Origin of the sequence: Streptomyces sp. HUAS TT7 (genome assembly GCF_051550175.1) — a bacterium.
In the GTDB taxonomy this organism is placed as follows: Bacteria; Actinomycetota; Actinomycetes; order Streptomycetales; family Streptomycetaceae; genus Streptomyces.
The window spans coordinates 7,304,408-7,329,922 of sequence record NZ_CP196175.1; the positions used below are offsets into that span (position 1 = coordinate 7,304,408).

The 25,515-nt window shown below is 71.2% G+C and carries 27 protein-coding genes and 1 pseudogene; 12 read left to right on the top strand and 16 right to left on the bottom strand.

Going from position 1 to position 25,515, the window contains the following annotated elements; all coding sequences use genetic code 11:
- Window positions 1-76: 76 nt before the first annotated feature.
- The 9 genes from ACSHXC_RS32970 to bioB all read right to left on the bottom strand — a co-directional run bounded on the left by ACSHXC_RS32970 (window position 77) and on the right by bioB (window position 9,300).
- Window positions 77-454, bottom strand: coding sequence for a GNAT family N-acetyltransferase (locus tag ACSHXC_RS32970; RefSeq protein ID WP_438295011.1), 378 nt, complete (start codon window positions 452-454; stop codon window positions 77-79).
- Window positions 455-532: 78 nt separating this feature from the next.
- On the bottom strand, window positions 533-1,417 hold the full coding sequence (locus tag ACSHXC_RS32975; protein WP_438295012.1) for an LLM class F420-dependent oxidoreductase: 885 nt from the start codon (window positions 1,415-1,417) through the stop codon (window positions 533-535).
- A 24-nt stretch (window positions 1,418-1,441) separates the two neighbouring features.
- Window positions 1,442-4,009, bottom strand: coding sequence for an ABC transporter permease (locus tag ACSHXC_RS32980; RefSeq protein WP_438295013.1), 2,568 nt, complete (start codon window positions 4,007-4,009; stop codon window positions 1,442-1,444).
- A gap of 6 nt (window positions 4,010-4,015) precedes the next feature.
- Window positions 4,016-4,831 carry an ABC transporter ATP-binding protein gene (locus ACSHXC_RS32985; protein WP_438295014.1) on the bottom strand — a complete coding sequence of 272 codons (816 nt, stop codon included), beginning with the start codon at window positions 4,829-4,831 and terminating at the stop codon, window positions 4,016-4,018.
- A gap of 149 nt (window positions 4,832-4,980) precedes the next feature.
- Complete coding sequence (locus ACSHXC_RS32990) at window positions 4,981-5,661, bottom strand: class I SAM-dependent methyltransferase (RefSeq protein ID WP_438295015.1); 681 nt, start codon at window positions 5,659-5,661, stop codon at window positions 4,981-4,983.
- A gap of 89 nt (window positions 5,662-5,750) precedes the next feature.
- Window positions 5,751-6,113: a VOC family protein gene (locus ACSHXC_RS32995; protein ID WP_438295016.1), complete on the bottom strand. Its 363-nt coding sequence runs from the start codon at window positions 6,111-6,113 to the stop codon at window positions 5,751-5,753.
- Window positions 6,113-6,805 carry a dethiobiotin synthase gene (gene bioD / locus ACSHXC_RS33000; RefSeq protein ID WP_438295017.1) on the bottom strand — a complete coding sequence of 231 codons (693 nt, stop codon included), beginning with the start codon at window positions 6,803-6,805 and terminating at the stop codon, window positions 6,113-6,115. The genes ACSHXC_RS32995 and bioD overlap by 1 nt, the downstream gene beginning before the upstream one ends.
- 1 nt (window position 6,806) lies before the next feature.
- Window positions 6,807-8,096, bottom strand: a complete 1,290-nt coding sequence (locus ACSHXC_RS33005; RefSeq protein WP_438295018.1) for an adenosylmethionine--8-amino-7-oxononanoate transaminase — start codon at window positions 8,094-8,096, stop codon at window positions 6,807-6,809.
- Window positions 8,089-9,300: a biotin synthase BioB gene (gene bioB, locus ACSHXC_RS33010; RefSeq protein ID WP_438295019.1), complete on the bottom strand. Its 1,212-nt coding sequence runs from the start codon at window positions 9,298-9,300 to the stop codon at window positions 8,089-8,091. The genes ACSHXC_RS33005 and bioB overlap by 8 nt, the downstream gene beginning before the upstream one ends.
- Window positions 9,301-9,445: 145 nt before the next feature.
- Here bioB and ACSHXC_RS33015 point away from each other — a divergent pair, with 145 nt between their 5' ends.
- Window positions 9,446-10,588 carry an 8-amino-7-oxononanoate synthase gene (locus tag ACSHXC_RS33015; RefSeq protein WP_438295020.1) on the top strand — a complete coding sequence of 381 codons (1,143 nt, stop codon included), beginning with the start codon at window positions 9,446-9,448 and terminating at the stop codon, window positions 10,586-10,588.
- 7 nt (window positions 10,589-10,595) lie between these two features.
- On the opposite strand, the gene ACSHXC_RS33020 is transcribed toward ACSHXC_RS33015, so the two are convergent.
- Window positions 10,596-10,817 (bottom strand): DUF397 domain-containing protein, encoded by a 222-nt coding sequence (locus ACSHXC_RS33020; protein ID WP_438295021.1) that lies wholly within the window; start codon window positions 10,815-10,817, stop codon window positions 10,596-10,598.
- Window positions 10,818-10,840: 23 nt separating this feature from the next.
- A complete protein-coding gene (locus tag ACSHXC_RS33025; protein WP_438295022.1) occupies window positions 10,841-11,704 on the bottom strand; it encodes a helix-turn-helix domain-containing protein in 864 nt (287 codons plus the stop codon).
- 235 nt (window positions 11,705-11,939) lie between these two features.
- Here ACSHXC_RS33025 and ACSHXC_RS33030 point away from each other — a divergent pair, with 235 nt between their 5' ends.
- A complete protein-coding gene (locus ACSHXC_RS33030) occupies window positions 11,940-12,374 on the top strand; it encodes an ATP-binding protein (RefSeq protein ID WP_386008069.1) in 435 nt (144 codons plus the stop codon).
- A 72-nt stretch (window positions 12,375-12,446) separates the two neighbouring features.
- Here the strand turns inward: ACSHXC_RS33030 and ACSHXC_RS33035 are convergent, their stop codons facing one another.
- From ACSHXC_RS33035 to ACSHXC_RS33045, 3 genes are all read right to left on the bottom strand, one after another.
- Window positions 12,447-12,920, bottom strand: coding sequence for a C40 family peptidase (locus ACSHXC_RS33035; RefSeq protein WP_438295023.1), 474 nt, complete (start codon window positions 12,918-12,920; stop codon window positions 12,447-12,449).
- Between the two features lie 524 nt (window positions 12,921-13,444).
- A complete protein-coding gene (locus tag ACSHXC_RS33040; RefSeq protein ID WP_438295024.1) occupies window positions 13,445-13,753 on the bottom strand; it encodes a hypothetical protein in 309 nt (102 codons plus the stop codon).
- A gap of 6 nt (window positions 13,754-13,759) precedes the next feature.
- Window positions 13,760-14,389, bottom strand: a complete 630-nt coding sequence (locus ACSHXC_RS33045; RefSeq protein ID WP_438295025.1) for an ATP-dependent Clp protease proteolytic subunit — start codon at window positions 14,387-14,389, stop codon at window positions 13,760-13,762.
- A 251-nt stretch (window positions 14,390-14,640) separates the two neighbouring features.
- Here ACSHXC_RS33045 and ACSHXC_RS33050 point away from each other — a divergent pair, with 251 nt between their 5' ends.
- The 9 genes from ACSHXC_RS33050 to ACSHXC_RS33090 all read left to right on the top strand — a co-directional run bounded on the left by ACSHXC_RS33050 (window position 14,641) and on the right by ACSHXC_RS33090 (window position 22,459).
- Window positions 14,641-15,336: a lysophospholipid acyltransferase family protein gene (locus ACSHXC_RS33050; RefSeq protein ID WP_438295026.1), complete on the top strand. Its 696-nt coding sequence runs from the start codon at window positions 14,641-14,643 to the stop codon at window positions 15,334-15,336.
- A gap of 149 nt (window positions 15,337-15,485) precedes the next feature.
- A complete protein-coding gene (locus ACSHXC_RS33055) occupies window positions 15,486-15,773 on the top strand; it encodes a type II toxin-antitoxin system Phd/YefM family antitoxin (RefSeq protein ID WP_438295027.1) in 288 nt (95 codons plus the stop codon).
- Between the two features lie 299 nt (window positions 15,774-16,072).
- On the top strand, window positions 16,073-16,375 hold the full coding sequence (locus tag ACSHXC_RS33060) for an urease subunit gamma (protein WP_438295028.1): 303 nt from the start codon (window positions 16,073-16,075) through the stop codon (window positions 16,373-16,375).
- 15 nt (window positions 16,376-16,390) lie between these two features.
- Window positions 16,391-16,702, top strand: coding sequence for an urease subunit beta (locus ACSHXC_RS33065; protein WP_438295029.1), 312 nt, complete (start codon window positions 16,391-16,393; stop codon window positions 16,700-16,702).
- The gene (locus tag ACSHXC_RS33070; protein WP_438295030.1) at window positions 16,695-18,416 is read left to right on the top strand and encodes an urease subunit alpha; all 1,722 of its coding nucleotides are present in this window, start codon (window positions 16,695-16,697) and stop codon (window positions 18,414-18,416) included. The genes ACSHXC_RS33065 and ACSHXC_RS33070 overlap by 8 nt, the downstream gene beginning before the upstream one ends.
- Before the next feature lie 14 nt (window positions 18,417-18,430).
- Window positions 18,431-19,105, top strand: a complete 675-nt coding sequence (locus ACSHXC_RS33075) for an urease accessory protein UreF (protein WP_438295031.1) — start codon at window positions 18,431-18,433, stop codon at window positions 19,103-19,105.
- A 191-nt stretch (window positions 19,106-19,296) separates the two neighbouring features.
- A complete protein-coding gene (ureG, locus tag ACSHXC_RS33080; protein WP_438295032.1) occupies window positions 19,297-19,974 on the top strand; it encodes an urease accessory protein UreG in 678 nt (225 codons plus the stop codon).
- Complete coding sequence (locus tag ACSHXC_RS33085; protein WP_438295033.1) at window positions 19,962-20,729, top strand: urease accessory protein UreD; 768 nt, start codon at window positions 19,962-19,964, stop codon at window positions 20,727-20,729. The genes ureG and ACSHXC_RS33085 overlap by 13 nt, the downstream gene beginning before the upstream one ends.
- A 206-nt stretch (window positions 20,730-20,935) precedes the next feature.
- Window positions 20,936-22,459 (top strand): alpha/beta hydrolase, encoded by a 1,524-nt coding sequence (locus tag ACSHXC_RS33090; protein WP_438296966.1) that lies wholly within the window; start codon window positions 20,936-20,938, stop codon window positions 22,457-22,459.
- A 90-nt stretch (window positions 22,460-22,549) separates the two neighbouring features.
- Here the strand turns inward: ACSHXC_RS33090 and ACSHXC_RS33095 are convergent, their stop codons facing one another.
- Both ACSHXC_RS33095 and ACSHXC_RS33100 read right to left on the bottom strand, forming a co-directional pair.
- Entirely contained in the window at window positions 22,550-23,587 is a 1,038-nt protein-coding gene (locus tag ACSHXC_RS33095) for an NAD-dependent epimerase/dehydratase family protein (RefSeq protein WP_438295034.1), read from the bottom strand.
- Window positions 23,588-23,680: 93 nt separating this feature from the next.
- Entirely contained in the window at window positions 23,681-24,382 is a 702-nt protein-coding gene (locus ACSHXC_RS33100) for a lysophospholipid acyltransferase family protein (protein ID WP_438296968.1), read from the bottom strand.
- A 168-nt stretch (window positions 24,383-24,550) separates the two neighbouring features.
- Between ACSHXC_RS33100 and ACSHXC_RS33105 the strand changes: the two are divergent.
- A pseudogene (locus tag ACSHXC_RS33105) lies at window positions 24,551-25,334 on the top strand (polysaccharide lyase family 8 super-sandwich domain-containing protein); the annotation flags it as partial.
- Window positions 25,335-25,515: the final 181 nt, after the last annotated feature.

The window sequence follows — 25,515 nt, forward strand, 5'->3', positions numbered from 1 at the left end:
AGCACTGGCAAAGAGAAGCGGGCCCGGCCGGTCAGCCCAGCGGCTTCACCCAGCGGCGCCACTGCTCCTCGGGCCGTTAGCCCGCGGCTTGCCAGGCGTGCTGGGCGAGCTCGTTGCGGACGAGCACCATGGCGTCCGCGCGACGCCCGCCGAGCGCGACGAACCGGTCCTCGGCCGCGGCGAGCAGCGCCCCGCCGATGCCCTTGCGGCGGTGGTCCGGGTGGACGGCGAGGCGGTAGAGATGGCAGCGCCAGCCGTCGAAGCCCGCGATCACCGTGCCGACGAGATCGCCGCCGGACTCCGCCAGGATCAGCGTCTCGGGGTCACGGGCGACGAGGCGTTCGACGCCCTCGCGGTCGTCGCTGATGCTGGTGCCCTCGGCGGCCGTCTTCCAGAAGGCAAGGACCGCGTCCAGGTCCTCGGGCCCGGCGGCCCGGATGCGCAATTCGTTCATGGTGTTCATCCCACCACCGGGCCGTGATCCGTGGCGAACCGTTTTGCCATACGGATGCCGATCGACGCGGGTGCCCGCTCACTCGCCGCGCAGCTCCTCGATCACCGCCCCGAACTCCTCCATGTACGAGTCGAGGACCGTGAGGTAGGAGAAGCCGTAGCGCTCCCGCTGGGCGCGCAGCTGGTCGGCCATCTGCCGCACCGTGCCGATGAGCAGCATCGGCAGGTCGAGCATCTCGCCCTCGGTCAGATAGGGAAGGCGGTGCAGAGCTTCGCGCACCGAGGCCCGCCGGTCCCGGGTCACGGACACCCACTGGATCAGCAGGTTGAGCTCGGCCGGAGTCTCGCGCCCGGCGGCCAGCCTCCGGTAGGTGGCGACCCGCTCCGCCAGGTCGTCGGCGTTCATGACGGTGAGCGTCCCGTCGACGGGCGAGGTCCGCGCCCCGGTGAACGCGGCGATGTCCGCGTGCTCGGCGGTCAGCCGCAGCATCCGGTCGCCCTTGGCGCCGATGAGCAGCGGAGGCCGGGGCCGCTGCACGAGCTGCGCCGCGTGAGCCTCGTCGCCCAGCAGGCGCTCCAACTCCCTTACCGTACGGGCGAGATGGTCGACCCGGCCGCCCGGCGTGCGCCAGGCGACCCCGGCCCGCTCGTGCTCCTCCCGTACGTATCCGGTGCCGAGCCCGACCTCCAGGCGGCCGTCGGTCAGCGCGTCCACCGTGGCGATCTCGCGGGCGAGGAGCGCCGGCGTCCAGAACGCGGCGTTGAGCACGAAGGGCCCGACCCGGGGCCGCTCGGTGGCGTACGCGGCGGCCACCACGGAGGGGAACGGCGCGGGCATGCCGAGGTGGTCGGCCACCTGGATCACGTCGTAGCCCAGTTCCTCGGCCCGGCGGCAGCGCTTGCGCCACTCCCCGCCCACCGCCGGGGTCACCATGTTCACAGCGAAACGGAACGGACGGGTCATCAACTCTCCTCCATCTTCGGGGAGTTACTCGTGTGCGATGGCGGCGAGCACATTCATCCGCGAGGCCCGCAGCGCGGGCAGCAGCGCCGCCACCAGACCGACGACCGCCGAGCCCACCGCGACCGCGACGATCGTCGACCACGGCACCGCGAACGCGGTGAGGCCCTGGAGTGCGAGCACCCGCTGCACCGCCACCCCCCACACCATGCCCAGGGCGAGCCCGAGCAGTGCGCCGAAGACGGCGATCACGACGGATTCCAGCCGGATCATCCGCCTCAGCTGCACCCGCGAGAGCCCGATCGCCCGCAGCAGCCCGATCTCCCTGGTCCGCTCGACCACGGACAGGGCAAGGGTGTTGACCACGCCGAGCACCGCGATCACGATGGCCAGGCCGAGCAGCGCGTACACCAGGTAGAGCAGCACCGCGATCTGGTCGTGCACCAGCTTCTTGTAGTCGCTCTGGTCCCGTACCTGGACCTGGGGATACGAGTTCAGTGTGGTCTTCAGTGCGGCGCGCAGCTGGTCGGCGGGTGTGCCGCTCGCCGCGTTCACATACACGGCGGCGTCCTGGCCGCCGGGCACATACCGCTCCAGCGTGGGCAGGCCCATGAAGAAGGCGCCCTCGGTCCCGAATCCGCCGCTTCCCTGGTTCATGTCGGTCAGTGCCGCCACGGTCAGGCGTGCCTGCTGCCCGGAGGAGAACAGCACGGGCAGCGAGTCGCCGATCCGCACGTCGTGGTCCTGGGCGTACGTCTTGTCCATCGCGAGGCCGTCGGCGGCGAGCGCCTGCGCGGTGCCGCCGCTCGCGTACGTCAGATGGGCCACGTCGTCGAGCCGCTGGTCGTAGCCGGACGCCGTCGTGTCGGTCTTCTTGCCGTCCGGCAGGGTGACCCGCACGGGTGCGAACCGCTGGCGCACCACCGTGCCCACGCCCCGCGTCGCCCGGATCCGCTCGGTGATCTCCTGCGGGAACGGCTGGAAGTTGGCGTTCTGGACGACGAAGTCCGCGCCGAGGACCCGGTCGATCTGCTGGTCGAAGGACTTGGACATCGAGGTGCTGGCGACCGAGAGCCCGGTGACCAGGGCAATGCCGACCATGAGGGCGGAGGCGGTCGCTCCGGTACGCCGCGGGTTGCGCAGGGCGTTGCGCTGGCTCATCCGGCCCACCGGGCCGAACACCTTGGGGAACGCCCCGCCGAGCACCCGGATCACCGGCCGCACCAGAAGCGGACCCGCGACGACGGTCGCGATCAGAGTGAGCACGAGCCCAAGTCCCAGCAGGGACGAGGCGGTTGATGCCTTGGTGCTGGCCGCGCAGCCCGCCAGAGCCGCCGCTCCGGCCGCGCCGAGCAGCGCGCCCACCACGGCCCGTACCCGCAACGGCCGCCCGGCGCCCGCCACTTCGGCATCGACGAGTGCGGCCATGGGGGAGACCTTGGCCGCCCGGCGAGCAGGCAGATAGGCGGCGACGAACGTCACGCCGACACCCACCGCGTAAGCGGCCACCGGGGTAGGCCAGTTGAACACCATCTCGGCGGCGCTCAGGTTCATCCCGAACAGACTCATCAGGGCGATGAGCCCGACGGCGAGCCCGACGCCCGCGGCGAGACCGAGCGTCGATCCGACCAGGCCGAGAAGGAGCGCCTCCAGGAGCACCGAGCGGCGCACCTGCCCGCGGTCCGCACCCAGTGCCCGCAACAGGCCCAGTTCCCTGGTGCGCTGGGCGATCAGCATCGAGAACGTGTTGACGATCAGGAAGATCCCGACGAGCACCGCGATGCCCGCGAAGCCCAGCATCAGATACTTGATGACATCGAGGAACCCGCCGAGCCGCGCGGCGTCGGACGTCGCCTGCTCGGCCGCCGTCTTCAGCTCGTACCGTCCGCCGAGCCGGTCCGCGATGCGCTGCTTCAGTACGTCGTCACTGACGCCCGGGGCCGCGTCGACCGAGATGCCGGTCGCCGCGTCCGCGTTGCCGAGCAGCCGGGTCTGGGCGGTCGGGGTGTCCAGGAAGACCAGCGCCGCGCCCGGGTTGGTGGTGGTGAACGTGGCGATCCCGACCACGCCCACCTTGAACGAACCGGGCCCGGCCAGCACCGTCAGGGTGTCGCCGATCCGCACCTTCTTCTTGTCCGCGGTGTCCTTGTCGAGCAGCGCCTCGTGGGGCCCGCTCGGTTCATGACCACTCGTCAGCTTCACCGGACTGCGCTTGGTGACATACCAGTTGGTGGCGATCGTGGGCCCGCCGGTGGTCGGCCCCACGGCCTTGTCATGGGCATCGACGATGGTGATGTTGGAGACGGCCGCGTCGATGCGGGCCGCCGCGACGCCGTCGACGTGGGCGAGCTGGGCGGCGAGTGCGGCCGGCACGGTGGGTGTCTCGCCGGACGGCAGCGCGGTGTCGATCTGCTTCTTCGGGGAGACGGTCACATCGGCCGACGTCGAGGCGAAGAGCCGGTCGAAGGTGCGCGCCACGGTGTCCGAGAAGATCAGCGAACCGGCCACGAAGGCCACCGAGAGCACCACCGCGAGAGCGGACAGGAGGAGCCGTCCCTTGTGCGCGAGGAAACCGCGCAGGGTCGCCTTCAGCACGGCCGGTCAGCTCTTCCGCAGCACGTCGTCGGGGGCGCCCGGGTTCGGCCGGGCGCCCGAGAAGAGCCGCATCCGCTCCAGGACGGCCTCCGCGGTGGGCCGCTCCATCCGGTCCACGATCCGGCCGTCGCCCAGGAAGAGGACCAGATCGGCGTGGCCTGCGGCGCCCGGGTCGTGGGTCACCATCACCACGGTCTGCTCCAGGCTGTCCACCGCCTCCCGCAGGAACGCCAGGACCTCCGCGCCGGCCCGCGAGTCCAGGTTGCCGGTCGGCTCGTCCGTGAAGATCAGCTCAGGCCGGGACGCGAGGGCCCGCGCACACGCGACCCGTTGCTGCTGGCCCCCCGACAACTGCGCCGGACGGTGCCCCAGCCGGTCGCGCAGGCCCAGCGTGTCGATGACCCGGTCCACCCAGGCCCTGTCCGGGGTACGGCCCGCGATGTCCATCGGCAGCGTGATGTTCTCGGCGGCCGTGAGCGTGGGCAGCAGGTTGAACGACTGGAACATGAAGCCGATCCGGTCCCGCCTGAGCCGGGTCAGCTCCCGCTCCCTGAGCCCGGTGATCTCGGTGTCCCCGAGCCACACCTGCCCCGCCGACACGGTGTCGAGCCCGGCCAGACAGTGCATCAGCGTCGACTTCCCCGAGCCCGAAGGACCCATCACCGCGGTGAAGGCGCCCCACATGATGTCCACGTCGACCGAGTCCAGGGCGAGCACCGTGGTCTCGCCGCTGCCGTACGCCTTGGTGAGTCCGCGCGCCCGCGCGGCGACCGGCGCCGCGGGCTCCGTGCCGTACGCGTGTGCCGTTGCAGGTGTGGACAAGGCCGCCTCCCCGATTGTGGCGTCATGGCCGCTCCAACTCCCGTACCGCATAAGAGAGTAGAGGCCGGGGCCGAGCCGTCGCCATCCGTCGAGGGGCCCGGTGTGGGGAGGCGGATGTAAGGGCCACGCGCCACGCCGGATGCGGGTCCCTATTCGTCCGGGCCGAGTGCGGGGCGCCGCGCCACCCCGAGCACACACGGCGAGGACGGCGATGCGACGCCCTTGGCGGGCACCCGCAGATGGCGGTAGCCGACGATCTCGAAGCCCGCCGCCTCGATTGCGCCCAGCGGATCGCGCGCCGTGTGGCAGCCGCCGAACAGCAGCGGCCACACCGTGCGGTCCAGGGCGCGCTGCACCGTCGCGAGCACCCGGCCGTCCGCCCGGCCGTGCTCGAAGAACCGCAGCTCGCCGCCCGGGCGCAGCACCCGGCGGATCTCACCGAGCGCCCTGGAGAGGTCCCGCACCGAACAGAGCACCAGCGAGGCGACCGCCGCGTCGAAGGCCTCGCTCTTCACCGGAAGGGCCTCCGCCGCACCCGGCACCACGTCCACCGGAACCTCCGCCCGGAGCGCCGCTCGGACCGCCAACTGCCGTAGCGTGCGCTCCGGTTCGATGGCCACCACCTCGGACACGGCCGCCGGATAGTGCGCGAAGTTGAGCCCGTTGCCGGCGCCGATCTCGATGACGCGCCCCGAGAGCCCGCCGAGCAGTTCGCGGCGGTGCTCGGTGATCCCGGCTCTCACGTCGATCGCCTCGCTGTAGCGCGCGTAGAAGCGGGCGAACACGGGGTGGTGCACGGCATCCGGGGCGATCTTGGTGCGCTGCGCCATGTCGGACCTCCTGAGCCTGCGGGCAGCCGTCCGGTGACCGGCATCCTGCGGGCAGCCGGTTACCGCCATTGTCCCCGCGCCGCGCCCGCTCACCCGTTCGCGGACTCCACGAAGCAGAACTCGTTGCCCTCGGGGTCGCGCATCACCTGGAAGGTCCCCTGGGCGTCGGTCACCGTCGCACCCACGGGATGCGCCCCGCGCCGCACGGCCGCCGCCCGCGCGCGGCGCACGTCCTCGACCGCGAGGTCCAGGTGCAGCCGGTTCTTGCCCGCCTTCTCCTCGGGTACGCGCTGGAAGGCGAGCCTGGGCGCGCCCGGCGGATCGACGTGCGCCCACGAGGAGTCCCGCACCACCGGACGCCCGCCGAGCAGCCCGGCCCAGAAGCGGGCGAGCCGCCCCGGGTCGGCGCAGTCCACGACGAGCTGCCCGAGGCGGGCCCGTAACACAGCCATCAGATACTCCAAACGCCGCCGAGCGCCGGGGCGAGCCAACCGGCCGCTCGGGTACGGAAGTCGGCGGGCGCCAGCCGTCCGGCGCCCTCGGGCACGGTGCCGAGCAAGGGTGCCCCGGCCGCCTCGGGAAGGTCCGCGAGATTGCATCGCGAGGCCAGATCCGGCTCGGCCGGCCAGCTGCCCACGACGACCCCGGCGCATTCGAGATCCCGGGTCCGCAGGGCCTCGGCGGTCAGGGCCGTCGAGTTCAGTGTGCCCAGTCCGGCGGGCGTCACCACCAGGACGGGGGCACCGAGCAGCCGGGCCGCGTCCGCGAGCGTGCCGCCCTCGTCGTCGAAGCGGACCAGGAGCCCGCCCGCGCCCTCGACCAGGACGAGATCGTGCTCGGTGGCCAGTTTCGCCGCGGCCTCGGCCACCTCCTCGGGACCCACCGGCGTCATCCCGGCCCGGCGGGCCGAGGTGTTCGGAGCCAACGGCTCGGGGAACCGGGCCAGTTCGACCCCGGTCACCGCCTCGCCGGCAAGGCGCCGCACCTCGAAGACGTCACCGGGCTCGCCCGGCGCGACCCCCGTCTGGGCGGGTTTGAGCACGGCCACCGAACGGCCGGCGGCGAGCGCCACGGCGGCGACGGCCGCCGTGGTGATCGTCTTGCCGATCTCGGTGCCCGTACCGCTCACGACCAGAATCGCCATCTCAGCCCTCCCGCGCCGCCGCGCACACCGCACGGCAGATGCGCGCCAGATCGTCGTCGCCCGTCACATAGGGCGGCATCGTGTAGATCAGATCCCGGAACGGCCGCAGCCACACGCCCTCGCGCACGGCCGCCGCGGTCGCGGCCTGCATGTCCACGTCGTGGTCCAGCTGGACGACGCCGATGGCGCCGAGCACCCGGACGTCCCGTACGCCCTCGATCGAGCGGGCCGCGGCGAGCCCGTCGAGCAGGCCCGTCTCGATGCGTTTGATCTCGCCCTGCCAGTCCTGGCCGAGCAGCAGGTCGATCGAGGCGAGCGCCACCGAGGCGGCGAGCGGATTGCCCATGAACGTCGGGCCGTGGGCGAGCACCGGGACCTCGCCCGAGGAGATGCCCTCGGCGACCCGGCTCGTGCAGAGCGTCGCCGCCATCGACAGATAGCCGCCGGTCAGCGCCTTGCCGACGCACATGACGTCGGGCGAGAGCGCCGCGTGGCCGGCCGCGAACAGCGCGCCGGTTCGGCCGAAGCCGGAGGCGATCTCGTCGAAGACGAGCAGCACACCGTGCGCGTCGCAGGCCTCGCGCAGCACCCGCAGATATTCGGGCGAGTGGAAGCGCATGCCGCCCGCGCCCTGCACCACCGGCTCCACGATCACCGCGGCCAGCTCGTCGGCGTGCCGCGCGATCGCCTCGCGCAGCTCACCGGCGTACGACTCCTCGAACTCCGCGGGCGGAGCGCCGACGAAGATCTGGCGGGGCAGCGCGCCCTGCCACAGCTCGTGCATCCCGCCCTCGGGGTCGCACACCGACATCGGCTGCCAGGTGTCGCCGTGGTAGCCGCCGCGCCAGGTGAGCAGGCGCTGCTTGCGCGGCTGCCCGACCGAGCGCCAGTACTGCAGGCACATCTTCACGGCGACCTCGACCGCGACCGAACCCGAGTCGCTGAGGAAGACGTGCTGGAGCGGCTCGGGGGTGATCTCGACGAGCCGGGTGGCGAGTCGGACGGCGGGCTCGTGGGTGAGCCCGCCGAACATGACATGGCTCATCCGGTCGAGCTGGCCGCGTGCCGCCTCGTTGAGCACCGGGTGGTTGTAGCCGTGCACGGCCGACCACCACGACGACATCCCGTCGATCAACTCGCGCTGCCCGTGAGCCGGTTCGGCCAGACGCAGCCGTACGCCCGACGCCGACTCGACGAGGAGCGGCTCCTGCCGGCCCGGCATCGGGCCGTACGGATGCCAGACGTGCCGGCGGTCCAGATCGAGCAGATCGGTGGGGGAGTACTCAGGCATTGGGCGCGAGATCCGTCCCCGCGCCGCGGCGGCGCACGGCCACCAGATCGGTGCGCGCCTGGTCCGCGGGCGCCTGCTCGGGAACGGCGTGGCCACCGCAGGGCCCGCAGCCGCCGCCCTCGTGGGAGCCGCAGCCGCTCTCCTCGTGCGAACCGCATGCGCTCGCGCCCGAACCGCAGCCGGCCGCGGCGACCGCGTCCGCGCGGTGCTCGGGGAGGGTCGTGGTGCCCGCGCCCTCCACCTCGAACCCGGCGTCCGCGATCATGTCGAGGTCGGCCTGCCCGGCCTGGCCCTCGCTGGTGAGGTAGTCGCCGAGGAAGATCGAGTTGACCAGGTGCAGCGCGAGCGGCTGCATCGAGCGCAGATGCACCTCACGGCCGCCGGCGAGCCGCACCTCGACGTCCGGGCACACGAACCGGGTCATGGCCAGGATCCGCAGGCAGCGCTGCGGGGTGAGGTTCCACTCCTTGCCGAGGGGGGTGCCCTCGAACGGGATGAGGAAGTTGACCGGCACCGAGTCCGGGTCGAGGTCGCGCAGCGCGAAGACCACGTCGACCAGGTCCTCGTCGGACTCGCCCATGCCCGCGATCAGACCGGAGCAGGCCGAAAGCCCCGCGTCGTGCGCCTTGGTCACGGTGTCCACGCGGTCCTGATAGGTGTGCGTGGTCGTAATGTCCCCGTACGTCCCCTCGGACGTGTTCAGGTTGTGGTTGTACGCGTCGGCCCCGGCGGCGCGCAGCCGCTCGGCCTGGCCGTCCGAGAGGAGACCGAGGCAGGCGCACACCTCGACGCCCTCGTTCTGCTCCTTGATCGTCTCGATCGTCTCGGAGACCCGGGCGATGTCGCGGTCCGTGGGGCCGCGGCCGCTGGCCACCAGGCAGACCCGCTTCGCGCCGCCCGCGACGCCCGCGGCCGCGGCCTTGGACGCCTCGTCGGGCTTGAGCCACGTGTACTTCAGGATGTCGGCCTTGGAGCCGAGCCGCTGGGAGCAGTACGAACAGTCCTCGGGGCACAGGCCCGACTTCAGGTTGACCAGATAGTTCAGCTTCACCCGGCGTCCGAACCACTGGCGGCGCACCTTGCCGGCCGCGGCCACCACATCGAGCAGTTCGTCGTCGGAGGTCGCCAGTACGGCGAGTGCCTCTTCGCGGGTCGGCAGTTCGCGCCGCAACCCCTTGTCCACCAGCGTGTTCAGCAGGTCCATGGCGCCGATCTTCGCGCACGGCACCGCCTGCGGCCAAGGTAGGGATCCCACAACACGGCCCGTTTGAGGTGTGTGTATCGCCACACCCTGACCTGGCATGGCACCGGCTAGGGTCTGTCGGCAGCCTACAAAAAGGGACTCCACCATGCCGCGAGCGCCGTTCGACTGGATCGACGGAGAATCGGAGCGCCGCGAGCGCGCCGGTCTGGTCCGCACCCTGCGGCCCCGCGCCGCCGACCAGGACCTCCTGGACCTGGCGAGCAACGACTACCTGGGGCTCACCCGGCATCCCGCGGTCACGGCCGGCGCCGCCGAGGCCGCCCACCGCTGGGGCGCCGGCGCCACCGGCTCCCGCCTGGTCACCGGGACCACCGCGCTGCACACGGAACTGGAGCGCGAGCTCGCCGCGTTCTGCGGCTTCGAGTCGGCCCTGGTCTTCTCCTCCGGGTACGCGGCGAACCTCGCGGCGCTCACCGCGCTCGGCCCGCACGGCTCCCTGATCGTCTCCGACGCGGGCAACCACGCCTCGATCGTCGACGGCTGCCGGCTCGCCCGCGCCCGTACCGAGGTCGTTCCGCATGCCGAACCGGAGGCCGTCCGCAAGGCCCTGGACGCGCACGGCGGGCCCGGGCTCGTCGTGTCCGACTCGGTGTTCTCGGTGGACGGCGATGCCGCGCCGCTCGCCCAACTCGCCGTTTCCTGCCGGGAGTTCGGGGCCGCCCTGGTCGTGGACGACGCGCACGGGCTCGGGGTGCTCGGCGAGGGCGGGCGCGGCGCGCTGCACGCGGCCGGGCTCGCGGGCGCGGACGACGTGGTCGCCACGGTGACCCTGTCCAAGTCGCTCGGCAGCCAGGGCGGCGCGGTCCTCGGCCCGGCCCGGGTCATCCGCCATCTGGTGAATGCGGCCCGCACCTTCATCTTCGACACCGGGCTGGCCCCGGCATCGGTCGGCGGGGCGCTCGCGGCGCTGCGACTGCTGGGTACGCAACCGGAGTTGGCCGGCCGGGCCCGCGCCGTCGCCGCCGAACTGCACGGCCGGCTCACCGCCGCCGGACACCTGGCGGTACGGCCCGACGCCGCGGTCGTCTCCGTGCGGGCGCCCTCGCCGGAGGCCGCGGTGGCCTGGGCCGCCGACTGCCGTGAAGCCGGGCTCGTGGTCGGCTGCTTCCGGCCGCCGTCGGTGCCGGACGGCATCTCGCGGATCCGGCTGACCGCACGGGCGGACCTGACGGAGCGACAGATCGACAGGGCGGTGGGCGCGATCCTGAAGACCGCGCCCACCGCCTGACGGGCTGTCAAGTCAGCTCTGACAGGTACGAGATGAAGGGTTTCCAGGCTCGGGCGCCGAAGAGCAGCGCGGGCCCGTCGATCCGCTGGGAGTCGCGCACGGCAAGCAGTTCGCCATTGAGCCGGGCCGTCTCGACGCAGTTGTTCATGCCCACGCTGCGGCTGCTGCGCCGCCACGTGGCACTCGTGAGGGAAGTGCTGGAAGGAACGTGCGCAGGGCGTGCGGACATCTTGCCTCCCCACTCGCGACGAACTAGCCCGGTCCTTCCCGGGCTGTCCGGGCGATGAGATCCAACGAGTCCTCGGAGGAAAGCGCGAGTGCCTGAACGGTCAGGAACGCGGCACTGTACGCCTCAAGGTCTTCTCTCCGTTCGAGGTAGAGGCTACTCGTCAAATGGTCGATAACAACCACATCCAGATCCGAAATGGCCGGAAATGAAAAGATAATGAAAGGGCCCGTGAGGCCGACATAGCCGCCGTAATGGAAAGGGATGACCTGTAACCGCACGTGCGGCAGTGCGGCGAGCTCCAGCAAATGCCGTAACTGCTCCCGCATGGCCGCCGGGCCGCCCACTGTGCGGCGCAATACCGCCTCGTCGAGCACCGCGCTGAGCACCAGTGGCGGATCGCCGCGCAGCACCTCCTGGCGGGCGATTCGCACCTCCACGAGGGAATCCACCTTGTCCGGCGGCAGCCCGCCGAGCGCGGCCCGCGTGACTGCCCGCGCATACGCCGGCGTCTGCAAAAGGCCCGGCACCACCGACGTCTCCAAGGTGCGCGCCGTGCGTGCCTGCGACTCCAGACTGATGAAGTCGCGGTACTGCGTCGGCAGCAGACCCCGGTACGCATGCGCCCAGTCCACCCGGGCGCCGCCCGCCGAATCGGCCAACGCTTCCAAAAGCGCGCGAAGTTGGGGGTCGCGCACCCCGTATGCTTCGAGCAGCCGGGCCACGTCCGCGGGCTTCACGCCACTGCGGCCGGTTTCGATCCGGCTCACCTTCGACTGGTGCCAGCCGACAAGACCGGCCGCTTCCCCGCTCGTGAGCCCCGTTCGGTCGCGCAGCTTGCGCAACTCCTCGCCGAGCTTGCGTCTGCGCACCGCCGGTCCGTGCCCCATGGCCGCCTCCTTCGTCTCCGGCGATGGGTAAGTGTGAGCCCAAATACGGTCTACCGTCGTAGAGTTCACTGCTTTGAGCGACAGATATATGCATATCTTGGTGGATCGCACCCGAGCCCGGCACGATGAGTGGCACTCTGGCGCGAAGCACAATCCGAGGCCGATGTCGTCTTCGCGAGCGCTCAACCGCTACGAGTCCTCAAGCCGGCCCGGGTGGGAAAGGGACAGCGTCGCCATGGCAGACCACCTCGAAGCAACCGTCACCCTGCCGAGCGATCCCGCCTCGGTCTCCGCGGCACGGCGGTATGTCGCCGGGGTCCTCACCGATTGGGGTCTGCCTTCCGACGCCGAGGCCGCCGACACGGTCCGTCTCATCGTCTCCGAGCTCGCCACCAACGCCGTGCAGCACACCTTCGGCCAGTCGCCCACCTTCACCGTGGACGTCCAGCTGGAGCGCGAGGAGGAGCTGCGGATCGGGGTCACCGACAGCCACCCGCGCTGGCCGAAACGATTGCCCGCCGCCGTTCAGCAGGACAACGGCCGGGGCATGGTGATCATCCGCTGGCTCGCGGCCGAGTGCGGCGGCCGCCTCTCGGTCGCACCCACCGCGGACGGCGGCAAGACGGTCTGGATCGCCCTGCCGTGGACGGCGCCGGTCCAGAGCGGCTAGGGACGCGCCGAGGGCGTACGAGGGCGCCCCGGTACGCGGGACACGCACCGGGACGCCCGGTCTGACGGAGTGTCAGCCCACTCGCCCGTACCAGACGCTGCGGCTCCAGATCCGCTCCAGGCGGACCACCGTGCCGGCCTTGGGGGAGTGCCAGATCTTGCCGTCCCCGGCGTAGATCCCCACGTGGTACACATGGCCTCCCGAGTGGAAGAACACCAGGTCCCCGGCCTTGCGGGCGGAGACGGAGACGTGCCGGGCGTGGTTGTACTGCTGCTCGGCGGTGCGCGGCAGTTTGTGGCCCGCCTGCTTGAACGAGTACAGCGTGAGCCCCGAGCAGTCGAACCGGTGCGGGCCCGTGGCGCCGAACTGGTAGGGCGAACCCTTCTTCGACGCGGCCACGTGGAGCGCCTTGGTGGCCACGGCGGCGGCGTTGGCCTCGTGCGTGGCGCCCGGCACCAGCGTCGTCGCGCCCATCACGGCGAGGGTGAGGGCACAGACGGCGCCGAGGCGGACCGCCAGGGACGAGACGTGTGTATGCGCGGTCATGCGCAACCCTTCGTCAAACCGCCTGCGAAGGATGACCTGTCGGGTTCGGGCTGGCGAAGACGCCCGGCCGCGCAAGCGGCTTCACCCCGAGGGACGGCCGGGGTCCGGCCCTCCCGAAGTACTCGGGTCCTCCACTCCTGCCGGTCCACTCCTGTCGACCAGTCGTCCGGAGCGGCGGCAGGACTCGGCGTCCGCCCGGACCGCCCCGCCGCGGTGGCGGGGGCTTGTCGTCCCTGGGATCTTCACGCACCGACTGTCATATTTTCGGACCGAAACGGCTTTGTGTGAGGGTGCTCACGGCTGTCCCGTTCGGGTGGACAGGGGCCGTTCGGCGTTCCTCCGAATGGGGCTGACGAGCCTTGTACCAGCACCGGAAGGATCGATTCAGCAGATTGTCCACAGCCATAAGCAGCTCATAAGGGCCGACGAAAGTAGCCGCCGGTGGGCCGAACGGGGGTAGCCCGTCTGGTGCGTTTCATCGGCCCCGTGAGCGCGTCGGGTATCCCTCGCGGTGCCGGGTGCACTCAAGTCGTCGTCTGCGGGGGCACCACGAGCCGCCCCGCGCGGCGCTCGCCGTCCAGGACCCGCAGCGCCCGCGTCAGGGTCCGGGCGTGTACATGGACCTCCCCGCGCTGGTGCATCAGCGTCAGGGCCTCCTTCAGCGCGGCCGCCCGGCCGACCAGCGCCTGGGCGGCCCTGAGGGCGGCGTACGTGTCATGGCCGTGCGCCGGATTGATCCGGCCGAGCAGATCGACCACCGCGAGATAGGAGTCGATGAACTCGCCCTCGGCGCGCGTCAGCGCGGGCAGCGGCGGGAGTTCCGGTGGCAGCACGGCGGTTCACCTCCCGCGCAGCGACGTCTTGCGGCTTTCGAGCACGTGGTCGGCGAGCCCGTACGCCACCGCGCCCGCCGCGTCGAAGACCACGTCCCGCTCGATGTCGGCGGCCACCTGCTCGGCGCTCTTCCCGGTGTGCTGGGCGAGCAGCTCGGTCAGCAGCGCGCGGCCGCGCAGGATCTCGGCCGCCTGGATCTCCAGATCGGACGGCTGCCCCTGCACCGGCTCCTCGATGGCCGGCTGCTGGAGGAGCACCCGGGCGCCGGGCTGCACCAGGCGCTTGCCGGGCGTGCCGGCCGCGAGCAGCACAGCGGCCACCGAGCTCACCTGGCCCAGGCAGAACGTCTGCACATCGCAGGTGACGAACTGCATCGTGTCGTGGATCGCGGCCATCGCGGTGAGCGAGCCGCCGGGGGAGTTGATGTAGAGCGAGATGTCCCGGTCCGGATCGGCGTGTTCCAGGTGCATGAACTGGGCCATCACATCGTTGGCCGAAGCGTCGTCGACCGGGGTGCCGAGAAAGACGATCCGCTCCTCGAACAGCTTGGAGTACGGATCGAGCGTGCGGATGCCGGAGGTGGTGCGCTCCTGGAATTCGGGCAGCACGTAGCGGGCGGCAGGGCGGTGGTTCATGACATACCTCTCCTCGACCGGAGGCTTCGAAGGCCTCTGTAAAAAATGTACAGGACGTACAGGGTGTGAGTAGGGCACAGTCTGGAAATCTCGGAGAAGTGGCAGGTCAGAGGGAGGTTCGCTGTCGGCGAGCGGGCGGTTCTGGCCGCCGAGGGGTGCGGGCCTTGGCTCAATAGGCCCTCTCCCGGCGATCTCCGCGGGTCACTAGCGTGCGTCGGCGCGGGGGTCACCTGGGGAGAGGGCTCACTGAAGTGTTCTATTTCGCATTCCGTCTCGTGGTGCTGGTGCCGCTGCTGCGGTGGCTGTTCCGCCCGTGTGTCGAAGGGGCCGGGCGGGTACCCGAGGCAGGTGCGGTGATCCTCGCGGGGAATCACCAGTCGTTCACCGACCAGTTCCTCCTTGGCGTCACGCTCAGGCGTCGGCTCACGTTTCTCGCCAAGCAGGAGTACTTCACCGCTCCGGGCCTGAAGGGGCGGGCGACCGCGGCATTCTTCCGCGCCCTCGGCCAGATCCCGGTCGACCGCTCCGGCAAGGACGCGGCACAGTCGGCGCTCGACACCGCGCTCCAAGTCCTGGACGGCGGAGGGGTGTTGGGGGTCTTCCCCGAGGGGACGCGGTCCCATGACGGGCGTCTGTACAAGGGCAAGGTCGGGGTCGCGGCGATGGCGTTGCGGTCCGGCGCCCCGGTCGTCCCGGTCGCGATGATCGGCACGTTCGAGGCGCAGCCGAAGGGCCGCCGGCTGCCCCGGCGCGTGCCGATCACCCTCCGCTTCGGCGAGCCGCTGGACTTCTCGCGCTACGCCGGGATGGAGGACGAGCGCCTGGTGCTGCGGGCCGTGACGGACGAGATCATGTACGCGGTGCAGAAGCTGTCCGAGCAGGAGTACGTGGACGTGTACGCGGCCGAGGCCAGGACGGCGTGGGAAGCGGGCGCCGCGGCCGCCTGATCCGTCGCCCGTCGTCCGACGGCGCCCCGGCCGGTACGCACCGTCCGGCCGGGGCCTTGCGGAGCTGGCTCTTCGCACCCTTCTGACCTGCGCGACTGCCGTTTCCCACGGATCCGACGGCGCGGGTTGGCGGAGTCTAAGCTGGGTGCATGGCCTACGAGATTCCGGTGACGCAAGCCCGCGCAGAGCTCGCGGAGCTGATCAACCGCGTTGTGTACGGCGGTGAGCGGGTCGTGGTGACGCGCCACGGGAAGCCGCTCGTCGCCCTGGTCTCCGCCGCCGACCTGGCGAAACTGGAGGCCGAGCCGGAGCCGCAGCAGGAGGAGCAGGTGACGAGGACGTTCTCGCTCGGAAGCCCCCTGCCGACGTCCGCCCCCGCGGAGCCCCGGCGCTTCGGGATCGCCGCGGAACACCGGGGTCCGCACATCGGTGACTGACGGGTGAGCACGCGAGCCACGGTGAGAGTGCCCTATACACGGACCTGCCCTGCCGCGGCGCCCCTTCGATGATCATGTGTTCTTAAAGCCCCAGTTAACGTGCCGGAAAAACTTGCGCTCTAACGTGCAATGCCTGGCCAAGGGGCCCGGAGATGGCGCTCAACAGGATGTTGAAGTCGGATACGGTTCCGCTGCGTTCGGGCGGAAAGCACCTGTCCGGTCGGTCTCCGCCCTCGACGCCAGCTGGGTCCGTCCATGGCTGTCCGTGGACGGAAGGGCACGACTGTGAGGTGGGAAGCGTGCAACTGACGCCGCACGAGCAGGAACGGCTGCTCATCCATGTGGCCGCGGATGTGGCCGAGAGGCGCAGAGCCCGCGGGGTGAAGCTGAACCATCCCGAGTCCGTCGCGCTCATCACCTCGCACATCCTCGAAGGCGCCCGCGACGGCCGCACTGTCGCCGAACTCATGGCGTCCGGGCGGAAGTTGCTCTCCCGGGACGAGGTCATGCCGGGTATCCCGGAGATGATCCACGACGTCCAGGTCGAGGCGACCTTCCCCGACGGCACCAAGCTCGTCACCGTCCACGAACCGATCGCCTGACGGGGGAGCGCCGCCGTGATTCCCGGAGAGATCCTCTTCGCCGAGGACCCCATCGTGCTGAACGAGGGCCGCGAGGTCGTGCGGATGACCGTCCTCAACGCCGCCGACCGGCCCGTCCAGGTCGGCTCCCACTACCACTTCGCCGAGGCCAACCCCGGCCTCGACTTCGACCGTACGGTTGCCCGGGGCAAGCGACTCAACATCGCCGCGGGCACCGCCGTCCGCTTCGAACCCGGTATTCCCGTCGACGTAGAACTCGTCCCCCTGGCCGGCCGGCGCACCGTGCCGGGTCTGCGCGGCGAGACCGGAGGTTCCCTCGATGACTGACCTCGACCGTGCCGTCTACGCCGACCTGTTCGGCCCCACCGCCGGCGACCGCATCCGGCTCGCCGACACCGATCTCCTGGTCGAGATCGAGGAGGACCGCTCGGGCGGGCCCGGGCGCTCGGGCGACGAGGCCGTGTTCGGCGGCGGCAAGGTGATCCGCGAGTCCATGGGGCAGGCGCGGACCACGCGAGCCGAAGGCGCGCCCGACACCGTTGTCACCGGGGTCGTGATCATCGACCACTGGGGCATCGTGAAAGCCGACATCGGCATCCGCGACGGGCGGATCACCGGCATCGGCAAGGCCGGCAACCCGGACACCATGGACGGCGTCCACCCCGACCTCGTCATCGGCCCCGAGACCGAGATCATCGCGGGCAACGGGAAGATCCTCACCGCGGGAGCCGTCGACACCCACGTCCACTTCATCTCGCCCACCCTCATCGACCAGGCGCTCTCCTCGGGCATCACCACACTGGTCGGCGGCGGCACGGGACCCGCCGAGGGAACCAAAGCCACCACCATCACGCCGGGCCCCTGGCATCTGGCCCGCATGTTCGCCGCCCTGGAGAACGCGCCCGTCAACATCGGGCTGCTCGGCAAGGGCAACACCATGTCGCGCGAGGCCATGCACTCCCAGCTGCGCGGCGGGGCCCTCGGATTCAAGATCCACGAGGACTGGGGCGCCACCCCCGCCGTCATCGACGCCTGCCTGAGCGTCTGCGACGAGACCGGGGCCCAACTCGCCATCCACACCGACACGTTGAACGAGGCGGGCTTCGTAGGCGACACCCTGGCCGCCATCGCGGGCCGCTCGATCCACGCGTACCACACCGAAGGAGCGGGCGGTGGGCACGCGCCCGACATCATCACCGTTGTCTCTCAGCCCAACGTGCTGCCCAGCTCCACCAACCCGACCCGGCCGCACACCGTCAACACCATCGAGGAACACCTCGACATGCTGATGGTCTGTCACCACCTCAACCCGTCGGTGCCCGAGGACCTGGCGTTCGCCGAGTCCCGTATCCGCCCCTCGACGATCGCGGCCGAGGACTTCCTGCACGACCTCGGCGCCATCTCGATCATCTCCTCGGACTCCCAGGCGATGGGCCGCATAGGCGAAGTCGTGCTGCGTACGTGGCAGACGGCGCACGTCATGAAGGTGCGGCGGGGCGCGCTGGCCGGGGACGGGCGGGCCGACAACCACCGGGTGCGGCGCTATGTCGCCAAGTACACGATCAACCCGGCCGTCGCCCAGGGCCTCGACCACGAGATCGGATCGGTCGAGAGCGGCAAGCTCGCCGACCTGGTGCTGTGGGAGCCCGCATTCTTCGGGGTCAAGCCGCAGCTCGTCATCAAGGGCGGCCAGATCGCATACGCGCAGATGGGCGACGCGAACGCGTCGATCCCCACCCCGCAGCCGATCCTGCCGCGCCCCATGTTCGGCGCGTACGGCAAGGCGCCCGCCGCGAACTCCCTCAACTTCGTGTCCCGGGCCGCGCTGGAGGACGACCTTCCCGAGCGGCTCGGCCTGGACAAGCGGTTCGTGGCCATCAAGAACACCCGCCGGGTGGGCAAGGCGGACATGCGCGAGAACGACGCGCTGCCGGATGTCAGGGTCGACCCGGACACGTTCACGGTGACCATCGACGGTGATGTGGTGGACCCTGCCCCGGCTGTCGAACTGCCCATGGCTCAGCGGTACTTCCTCTTCTGACGGGTTGTCATCTCATGAGCCGTGCAGCCCTGCTCGTCCTCGCCGACGGCCGTTTCCCCGCCGGTGGCCACGCCCACTCCGGCGGCGCCGAACCGGCCGTCAAGGCGGGACGCATCCGTAACGCCGCCGACCTCGCGGAATTCTGCCGGGGGAGGCTGCACACCGCGGGCCTCACCTCCGCCGCGCTCGCCGCGGCGGCGGCCACGGGTCTCGACCCGCTCGCCCTGGACGAGGCCGCCGACGCCCGCACCCCGTCCCCCGCCCTGCGGGCCACCGCCCGCAAACTGGGCCGCCAGATGATGCGGGCGGCCCGGGCGACCTGGCCGTCCGCCGAACTCGACGCGCTGGCGGCCGCTCGGCCGCGCGGCGCCCACCAGCCGATCGTGCTCGGCCTCGCTGCCCGGGCGGCGGGTCTCGGCCCCGAGGACGCGGCGCACTGCGTGGCGTACGAGGTGGTCAGCGGGCCTGCCACGGCCGTTGTACGGCTGCTGAGCCTCGACCCGTTCGATGCGACGGCCGTCCTTGCCCGGCTCGCGCCGGAGCTTGACGCCGTGGCTCGGCGAGCCGCTCTCGCCGCGACGGAGGCGGTGGTGGACGGGCTCGACGCGCTGCCCGCCGTCTCCGCTCCGCTGCTGGACATCATGGCCGAGGCGCATGCGGCTTGGCCGGTGCGGCTGTTCGCGTCGTAGGGAGGTGCGGCCTCGCTGCCCGGGGGCTCCGCCCCCAGACCCCCGATCGCGCCGTGAGGGCGCTCGTCCTCAATCTCCCCCAAGGCCTTAAGGGCCAGGGGGGACCCCCATGACGGGCTGAGGGGGTTGAGCCCGCCCCCACTCGTCCGAACCCCGAACATCTCCCAGCACACCACCCTTGGAGCCCCCCCATGCACCTCAACCACGCCCACGAAGGCCCCGCTGCCATCAGCGCCGACGCCCATCGGCCCGACGGGACCCGGCGGGCCCTGCGCGTCGGGCTCGGCGGGCCCGTCGGGTCCGGGAAGACCGCTACCGTGGCCGCGCTCTGCCGGGCGCTGCGCGACCAGCTCTCCATCGCCGTCGTCACCAACGACATCTACACCCGCGAGGACGCCGCCTTCCTGCTGCGCAACGCCGTGCTGCCGCCCGAGCGGATCCAGGCCGTCGAGACCGGGGCTTGCCCGCACACCGCCATCCGCGACGACATCTCCGCCAACCTCGAAGCCGTCGAGGACCTGGAGGACGCGGTCGGGCCGCTCGATCTGATCCTCGTCGAGTCCGGCGGCGACAACCTCACCGCCACCTTCTCCAAGGGGCTCGTCGACGCCCAGATCTTCGTCATCGATGTGGCGGGCGGGGACGACATTCCGCGCAAGGGCGGGCCGGGGGTCACCACCGCCGACCTGCTCGTGGTCAACAAGACCGATCTCGCGCCCCATGTCGGGTCCGACCTCGGGCGCATGGCTCGCGACGCCAAGGAGCAGCGGGCCGAACTCCCCGTTGTCTTCCAGTCGTTGAGGTCCGACGAGGGTGTCGACCAGGTCGCCGACTGGGTGCGGGAGCAGCTCGCGGCATGGGCGGCCTGACCCTCGGCGCGCCGGGTCTGCGCGCTGTCGCCCGTATGGTCGCGACCCCCGAAGGGCTGCCCGTCCTGGAAGGGGAGGGGCCGCTGGCACTGCGCCGTACCCGGGCGCGCGGCCCGTACCACCGGGTCACCGTCGTGGGCGCGATGAGCGCCCCGCTCGGCGGCGACCGGATCGCCGTCGAGGCGGAGGTGCGCGAAGGGGCGCGGCTCGACGTCGATTCGGCCGCGGCCACCATCGCGCTGCCCGGCCGCGACGGCGAGCGGGCGCACTACGACGTGCGCCTCACCGTCGGCGAGGGCGCGGAACTGCGCTGGCTCCCCGAGCAGCTGATCTCGGCGCACGGCAGCGACCTCGCGATGCGCACCCGAATCCACCTGGCGCCCGGCGCCCGCCTCGTGTTCCGCGAGGAACAGGTGCTCGGCCGTCACGGCGAGGCCCCCGGCACCCTCGCCACCCGGCTCACCGTGCACCGCGCGGGCCACCCGCTCCTCGACCAGGAGCTGGCGTACGGGCCGGGCGCGCCCGGTGGCTGGGACGGGGGAGCGGTGCTCGGCGGGCACCGGGCGGCAGGCCAACTGCTCGTTGTGGCACCGGAGTTCGCCGACCGGCCCGCCGAGTCCAGGATGCTCGGCGAGAGCGCCGTGCTCACCCCGCTAGCAGGGCCCGGCTTCCTCGTCACGGCAGTGGCCCCGGACGCCCGGCTGCTGCGCCGCACCCTCGACGACGTACTGCACACGCACCTCGCGACACGCTGACCGCTCAGCGGAACACCACGCACCGGCTATCGGTTCGGTAAAAAAACACCTGTACGGCCTGTGCACAGTGGGCTCACAGACGAAAGGATCCCCCAACAGGCCCAAATGGCGCGCTGAGACTGACAGCGCACTTCAGCAGGGGGAGGTACCACTTGAGACGCACCGCAGTGCTCGGCTCGGCCGGCACACTGATCGCGGGCACGCTGATGGTGGGCGCGATAGCGGCTCCGGTCGCCAACGCCGACAACCGCGACCACGGCTGGTCCGAGGCGCGCGGCGTGCAGGTCGCCGCCGACAGGGCGGCCAAGCAGGGCATTAAATGGACGGACTGCCCGGCCGACTGGGCGATCGCCAAGCCCATCCAGTGCGGCTATGTGAGCGTGCCGCTCGACTACGCGCGGCCCAACGGCAAGCAGATCAAGCTCGCCGTCGACCGCATCGGCAACACCGGCACCAAGGCCGAGCGCCAGGGTGCCCTCATCTACAACCCGGGCGGCCCCGGCGGCTCCGGCATGCGATTCCCCACCCGGGTGACCGCCAAGAACCCGCTGTGGACCAACACCTCGAAGGCGTACGACTTCGTGGGCTTCGACCCGCGCGGCGTGGGCCACTCGACGCCGATCTCCTGCATGGACCCGCAGGAGTACGTCAAGTCGCCGAAGGCCGACCCGGTGCCGAGCAGCGAGGCCGACAAGCGCGCCCAGCGCAAGCTCGCCGCCGAGTACGCGGACGGCTGTGCGGAGCGCAGCGGCTGGATGCTGCCGTACATGACCACCCCGAACACCGCCCGCGACCTGGACGTCATCCGCGCCGCGCTCGGTGAGAAGAAGCTCAACTACCTGGGCGTCTCCTACGGCACCTACCTGGGCGCGGTCTACGGCACGCTGTTCCCCTCGCACGTCCGCCGCATGATCGTGGACAGCGTGGTCAACCCGGACCAGGACAACATCTGGTACCAGGCCAACCTGGAGCAGGACGTCGCCTTCCAGGCCCGCTGGGACGAATGGGAGGACTGGGTCGCCAAGTACGACGCCAAGTTCCACCTCGGCACCACCCGGGCCCAGGTCCAGGCCCACTGGCTGAAGCTGCGCGCCGACGCCAAGAAGAGCCCGCTCGACGGCAAGGTCGGCCCGGCCGAGCTGCTCGGGTACTTCCAGAAGGCCCCGTACTACGACTCCTACTGGGTGCCGGTCGCCAAGGCGCTCAGCGCCTACGCGGCGGGTGACATCAAGCCGGTCGTTGCGGCCTCCGCTCCCGACATGTCGGACATCGCGGGCAACATCGCCTCCGAGAACGGCAACGCGGTCTACACCGCCGTCGAGTGCGCGGACGCCAAGTGGCCCACCAGCTGGCGCAAGTGGGACCGCGACAACACCAAGCTGAACAAGGACTACCCGTTCCTGACCTGGTCGAATGCCTGGATGAACCTGCCGTGTGCCACCTGGCCCACCAAGCAGCAGAATCCGATCGAGGTCAAGACGGGCCAGGGCCTCCCGCAGGTCCTGATCGTGCAGTCCACCAATGACGCCGCCACCCCGTTCCAGGGCGCCGTCGAACTGCACAAGGCCTTCAAGGGCTCGCGTCTCATCATCGAGAAGGGCGCCGGTTCACACGGCGTGACCGGTCTCGTCAACCCGTGCATCAACTCGCGCGTGGACGACTACCTGCTCACCGGCAAGACCGACAAGGCGGACTACACCTGCACCCCGCACGCAACTCCCGTGCCGTAGGCGTTCGTTGAGCAGAGGGGGGCGGCACGGAGATTCTCCGGCCGCCCCCTTCTTTCGGCGTGCGTGAGTCTTTCGGTGGGTGCGAGTTCGTCACCCGCGCCCGGCCAGCCAGGCGTCCTCGGCCGCGTAGTCGAACAGGCCCACAGCCGCGTAGTTCCTGGCCATCTTCGGGAACGCCTCGCTCCACTCCCGGCCCTTCAGCCGCCCGGCCAGCCACTCCACCGTGGCGGGCAGCGACTCCGCGTACCCGGTCACCGGCCGGTAGCCCAGCTCCCGCTCGGCCGCACCCATGTCGTACACGATCGGATGCGGGGTGCTCCACGGCGTGATGCCGACCGTGCCCTGCGGCGCGGGGCCGTCCACCAGGACGAGCTCGCTGCTCACGCCGAGGATCTCGTCGACGGCCGCGCTGATCTCGGCGACCGTCGGGGCCTCGCCGTCCGCCGCGTTCAGCACCCGGTCGCCGGGCCTGCTCGCGGCAAGCCGGATCAGCTCCGCGATGTTCGAGACGTGCGCCGGATGGAACCGGCTCTCCCCGTTGTACGCGAGCACCCGCACCGGCCGCCCGTCCAACGCCCGCTTCACGAAGTGCAGTTCACGCGGGGTCTGGCAGTAGGGACCGTGGATCGCCCCCGCGCGCAGCAGCGTCGAGGGGAGCGCGGAGTTGAGCAGCTCCTGCTCCAGGGCCACCTTTCGGGTGCTGTACGTCGCCTCGCCGGGCGCCACGGTGGCAAGCGACTCCGGGATCGGCACCGGGTAGCACGGCGACCCGTCGGGCTCGCCCTGGGTGTCGAAACTGCGGCCCTTGCCGTCCTCGTACACCGCGCCGCTGGAGATCACCACCGCGGACCCGATCCGGTCGCCGAGACCGGCCAGCTGCCGCGCGTGATCCTGTCCGTACGCGACCATGTCGACCAGGACGTCGACACCGCCCCCGAGTGCGGAGGCGAGAGCCGCGTCGTCCTCGCGGTCGAGCCGCACCCGCTGTACGTTGCCGGGCCAGCCGGCGTCCCCGCCGCCTCCGCGTGACGCGGCCCGCACCTCCCAGCCGTCCTCGGCGAGCGCGCGCACGGCGGCCCGCCCGATCTGTCCGGTAGCTCCGACGACGAACGCGGTTCCCTTTGCCATGGCCCGGACGCTACGCCCGCGCCGATCAAGGCGGCCAGAGCGTTTCGCCCTGCGCGGATCCGCCCACGGCCGAGCGATCGCGGGAACTCCCGCTCAGCTGATGATGCCCCGGAACCTGCGCGACTCCTCCGCCTTCACATCGGCCGCGTACCGGTCCACGTACTCCTGGCCCGACAACGCCATGACCTTGTACATGATCTCGTCGGTGACCGCCCGCAGGATGGCCTTCTCGCCCTCCATCCCCTCGTACCGCGAGAAGTCCAGCGGCTCGCCGAAGCGGATCGAAACTCGCTTGATCTTCGGTAGAACCTGGCCGGGCGGCTGGATCTCGAACGTGCCCACCATCGCGCACGGGATCACCGGCACTCCGCCCCGGATGGCCATGACCGCGACGCCGACCTTGCCCTTGTACAGCTTGCCGTCGTGCGAGCGGGTGCCCTCCGGGTAGATGCCGAGCAACTCGTCCTTGGCGAGCACCGCGAGCCCCTCCCGGATCGCGGCCTGGCCCGCCTCCTTGCCGGACCGGTCCACCGGGATCTGCCCGATGGCCCGGAAGAACGCGGCGGTCAGCCGGCCCTTGATGCCGGGCCCGGTGAAGTACTCCTGCTTGGCGAGGAAGGTGATGCGCCGCTTCAGCATCACCGGCATCAGGAAATGGTCGGAGAAGGAGAGGTGGTTCCCCGCGACGATCGCCGCGCCCTCCTCGGGAATGTGCTCAAGACCCTCCAGCCGCGGCCGGAACAGCAGTCTCAACAGGGGCCCCAGGACTGCGTATTTGAGGATGTAGTAGAGCACCCGCAAGCTCCTCACCATGCAGAAGGGTGGCCAGTGTAGGGGGAGGGCCGGGCCGCTGTAACCACTGTCGACCGGCCCGGCGGCGGATCGATCAATCGATCATTCGTGGCCGTGTACGCCGACCCCGATCCGGATACCGACCAGGAGTCGTTCGGCTACTCGGCCAGGATGAACGACAGCTGCACCCGACTGCGCGCCGTGGCCGAGGCGTACAGCCAACCCGGCACCGGACCCACCGGCGACAGCGCCCTCGCCGATGCGGCGGGCGGCGACCGGGGTGCGTCGAGACCGGACGTGAACTGGGTGGGCGGCGCCACCGACGGCCGGCGGGCCGCGATCGGCCCGTACCTCAAGGGGCTGGGCAGCACCCTGCTCGCGAAGAAGTCCTGGTTCTGCCTCGACGACGCCATCGTGTGCCTGGACGCGGGCATCTCGTGCAAGGACGGCACCGTGGTCGAGTCGACCGTCGACAACCGCAACCCGGGGCCGAGCGGAGGCGCCGCCCTCACCGTCGACGGCACCGTGCAGCCGCTCGCCCACCCCTGGTCCGCGACTCTGACCGGCGTCTCCTGGGCCCACCTCGCGGGCCACGGCGGCTCTGTCTTCCCCGGGCGACCTGCGGGCCAGGCGCGAGGAGCGTACCGGCCGCTGGAGCGACATCAACAAGGGCAGCTCGACGACGCCGATCGCCGCCGCTACCTCACCCTGTGGCGACCACGGCACGAACCCGGCCGGCGCCGGATACGCCTACGTACTGCTGCCGGGTGCGTCCGCCGACCGCACCGCAGCCCGCGCCGCCGACACCGGCCGGCTGGGCGTGCGCGTGAACACCGACAACCAGCAGGGCGTCCACGTGCTCTCGCTCGGCTTCACCGGGGTCACCTTCTGGTTCGGCGGGACCGTCGGCGCGCTCACCGCCAGTGCGCCGTGCGCGGGGATGATCAGTGAGCGGAGTGACGGCACCGCGGTGATCTGCGTCAGCGACCCCATGCGGATGCAGACCTCGCTGACCCTGACCTGGCGACGGGCCGTGGCCTCGGTGGCCTCCCGCCCTGCCACCGTCACCGGCGCCACAACGGGCTCGTCCCTGCCCCTCGCGCCTTCGGCGACCTCAGCGACACCGGGGGAGCCGC

What these genes read in the sequence shown, in the direction of transcription:
- ACSHXC_RS33045 (WP_438295025.1), bottom strand. Translation starts at nt 14,389, where the DNA reads ATGAACCACCGCCCTGCCGCCCGCTACGTGCTGCCCGAATTCCAGGAG.
- ACSHXC_RS33005 (WP_438295018.1), bottom strand. Translation starts at nt 8,096, where the DNA reads ATGCCTGAGTACTCCCCCACCGATCTGCTCGATCTGGACCGCCGGCAC.
- ACSHXC_RS33025 (WP_438295022.1), bottom strand. Translation starts at nt 11,704, where the DNA reads ATGGGGCACGGACCGGCGGTGCGCAGACGCAAGCTCGGCGAGGAGTTG.
- ACSHXC_RS32990 (WP_438295015.1), bottom strand. Translation starts at nt 5,661, where the DNA reads ATGGCGCAGCGCACCAAGATCGCCCCGGATGCCGTGCACCACCCCGTG.
- ureG (WP_438295032.1), top strand. Translation starts at nt 19,297, where the DNA reads ATGCACCTCAACCACGCCCACGAAGGCCCCGCTGCCATCAGCGCCGAC.
- ACSHXC_RS32970 (WP_438295011.1), bottom strand. Translation starts at nt 454, where the DNA reads ATGAACGAATTGCGCATCCGGGCCGCCGGGCCCGAGGACCTGGACGCG.
- ACSHXC_RS33030 (WP_386008069.1), top strand. Translation starts at nt 11,940, where the DNA reads ATGGCAGACCACCTCGAAGCAACCGTCACCCTGCCGAGCGATCCCGCC.
- ACSHXC_RS33075 (WP_438295031.1), top strand. Translation starts at nt 18,431, where the DNA reads ATGAGCCGTGCAGCCCTGCTCGTCCTCGCCGACGGCCGTTTCCCCGCC.
- ACSHXC_RS33085 (WP_438295033.1), top strand. Translation starts at nt 19,962, where the DNA reads ATGGGCGGCCTGACCCTCGGCGCGCCGGGTCTGCGCGCTGTCGCCCGT.
- ACSHXC_RS33020 (WP_438295021.1), bottom strand. Translation starts at nt 10,817, where the DNA reads ATGTCCGCACGCCCTGCGCACGTTCCTTCCAGCACTTCCCTCACGAGT.
- ACSHXC_RS33015 (WP_438295020.1), top strand. Translation starts at nt 9,446, where the DNA reads ATGCCGCGAGCGCCGTTCGACTGGATCGACGGAGAATCGGAGCGCCGC.
- bioD (WP_438295017.1), bottom strand. Translation starts at nt 6,805, where the DNA reads ATGGCGATTCTGGTCGTGAGCGGTACGGGCACCGAGATCGGCAAGACG.
- ACSHXC_RS32975 (WP_438295012.1), bottom strand. Translation starts at nt 1,417, where the DNA reads ATGACCCGTCCGTTCCGTTTCGCTGTGAACATGGTGACCCCGGCGGTG.
- bioB (WP_438295019.1), bottom strand. Translation starts at nt 9,300, where the DNA reads ATGGACCTGCTGAACACGCTGGTGGACAAGGGGTTGCGGCGCGAACTG.
- ACSHXC_RS33055 (WP_438295027.1), top strand. Translation starts at nt 15,486, where the DNA reads ATGGCCTACGAGATTCCGGTGACGCAAGCCCGCGCAGAGCTCGCGGAG.
- ACSHXC_RS33095 (WP_438295034.1), bottom strand. Translation starts at nt 23,587, where the DNA reads ATGGCAAAGGGAACCGCGTTCGTCGTCGGAGCTACCGGACAGATCGGG.
- ACSHXC_RS32995 (WP_438295016.1), bottom strand. Translation starts at nt 6,113, where the DNA reads ATGGCTGTGTTACGGGCCCGCCTCGGGCAGCTCGTCGTGGACTGCGCC.
- ACSHXC_RS33035 (WP_438295023.1), bottom strand. Translation starts at nt 12,920, where the DNA reads ATGACCGCGCATACACACGTCTCGTCCCTGGCGGTCCGCCTCGGCGCC.
- ACSHXC_RS33090 (WP_438296966.1), top strand. Translation starts at nt 20,936, where the DNA reads ATGGTGGGCGCGATAGCGGCTCCGGTCGCCAACGCCGACAACCGCGAC.
- ACSHXC_RS33070 (WP_438295030.1), top strand. Translation starts at nt 16,695, where the DNA reads ATGACTGACCTCGACCGTGCCGTCTACGCCGACCTGTTCGGCCCCACC.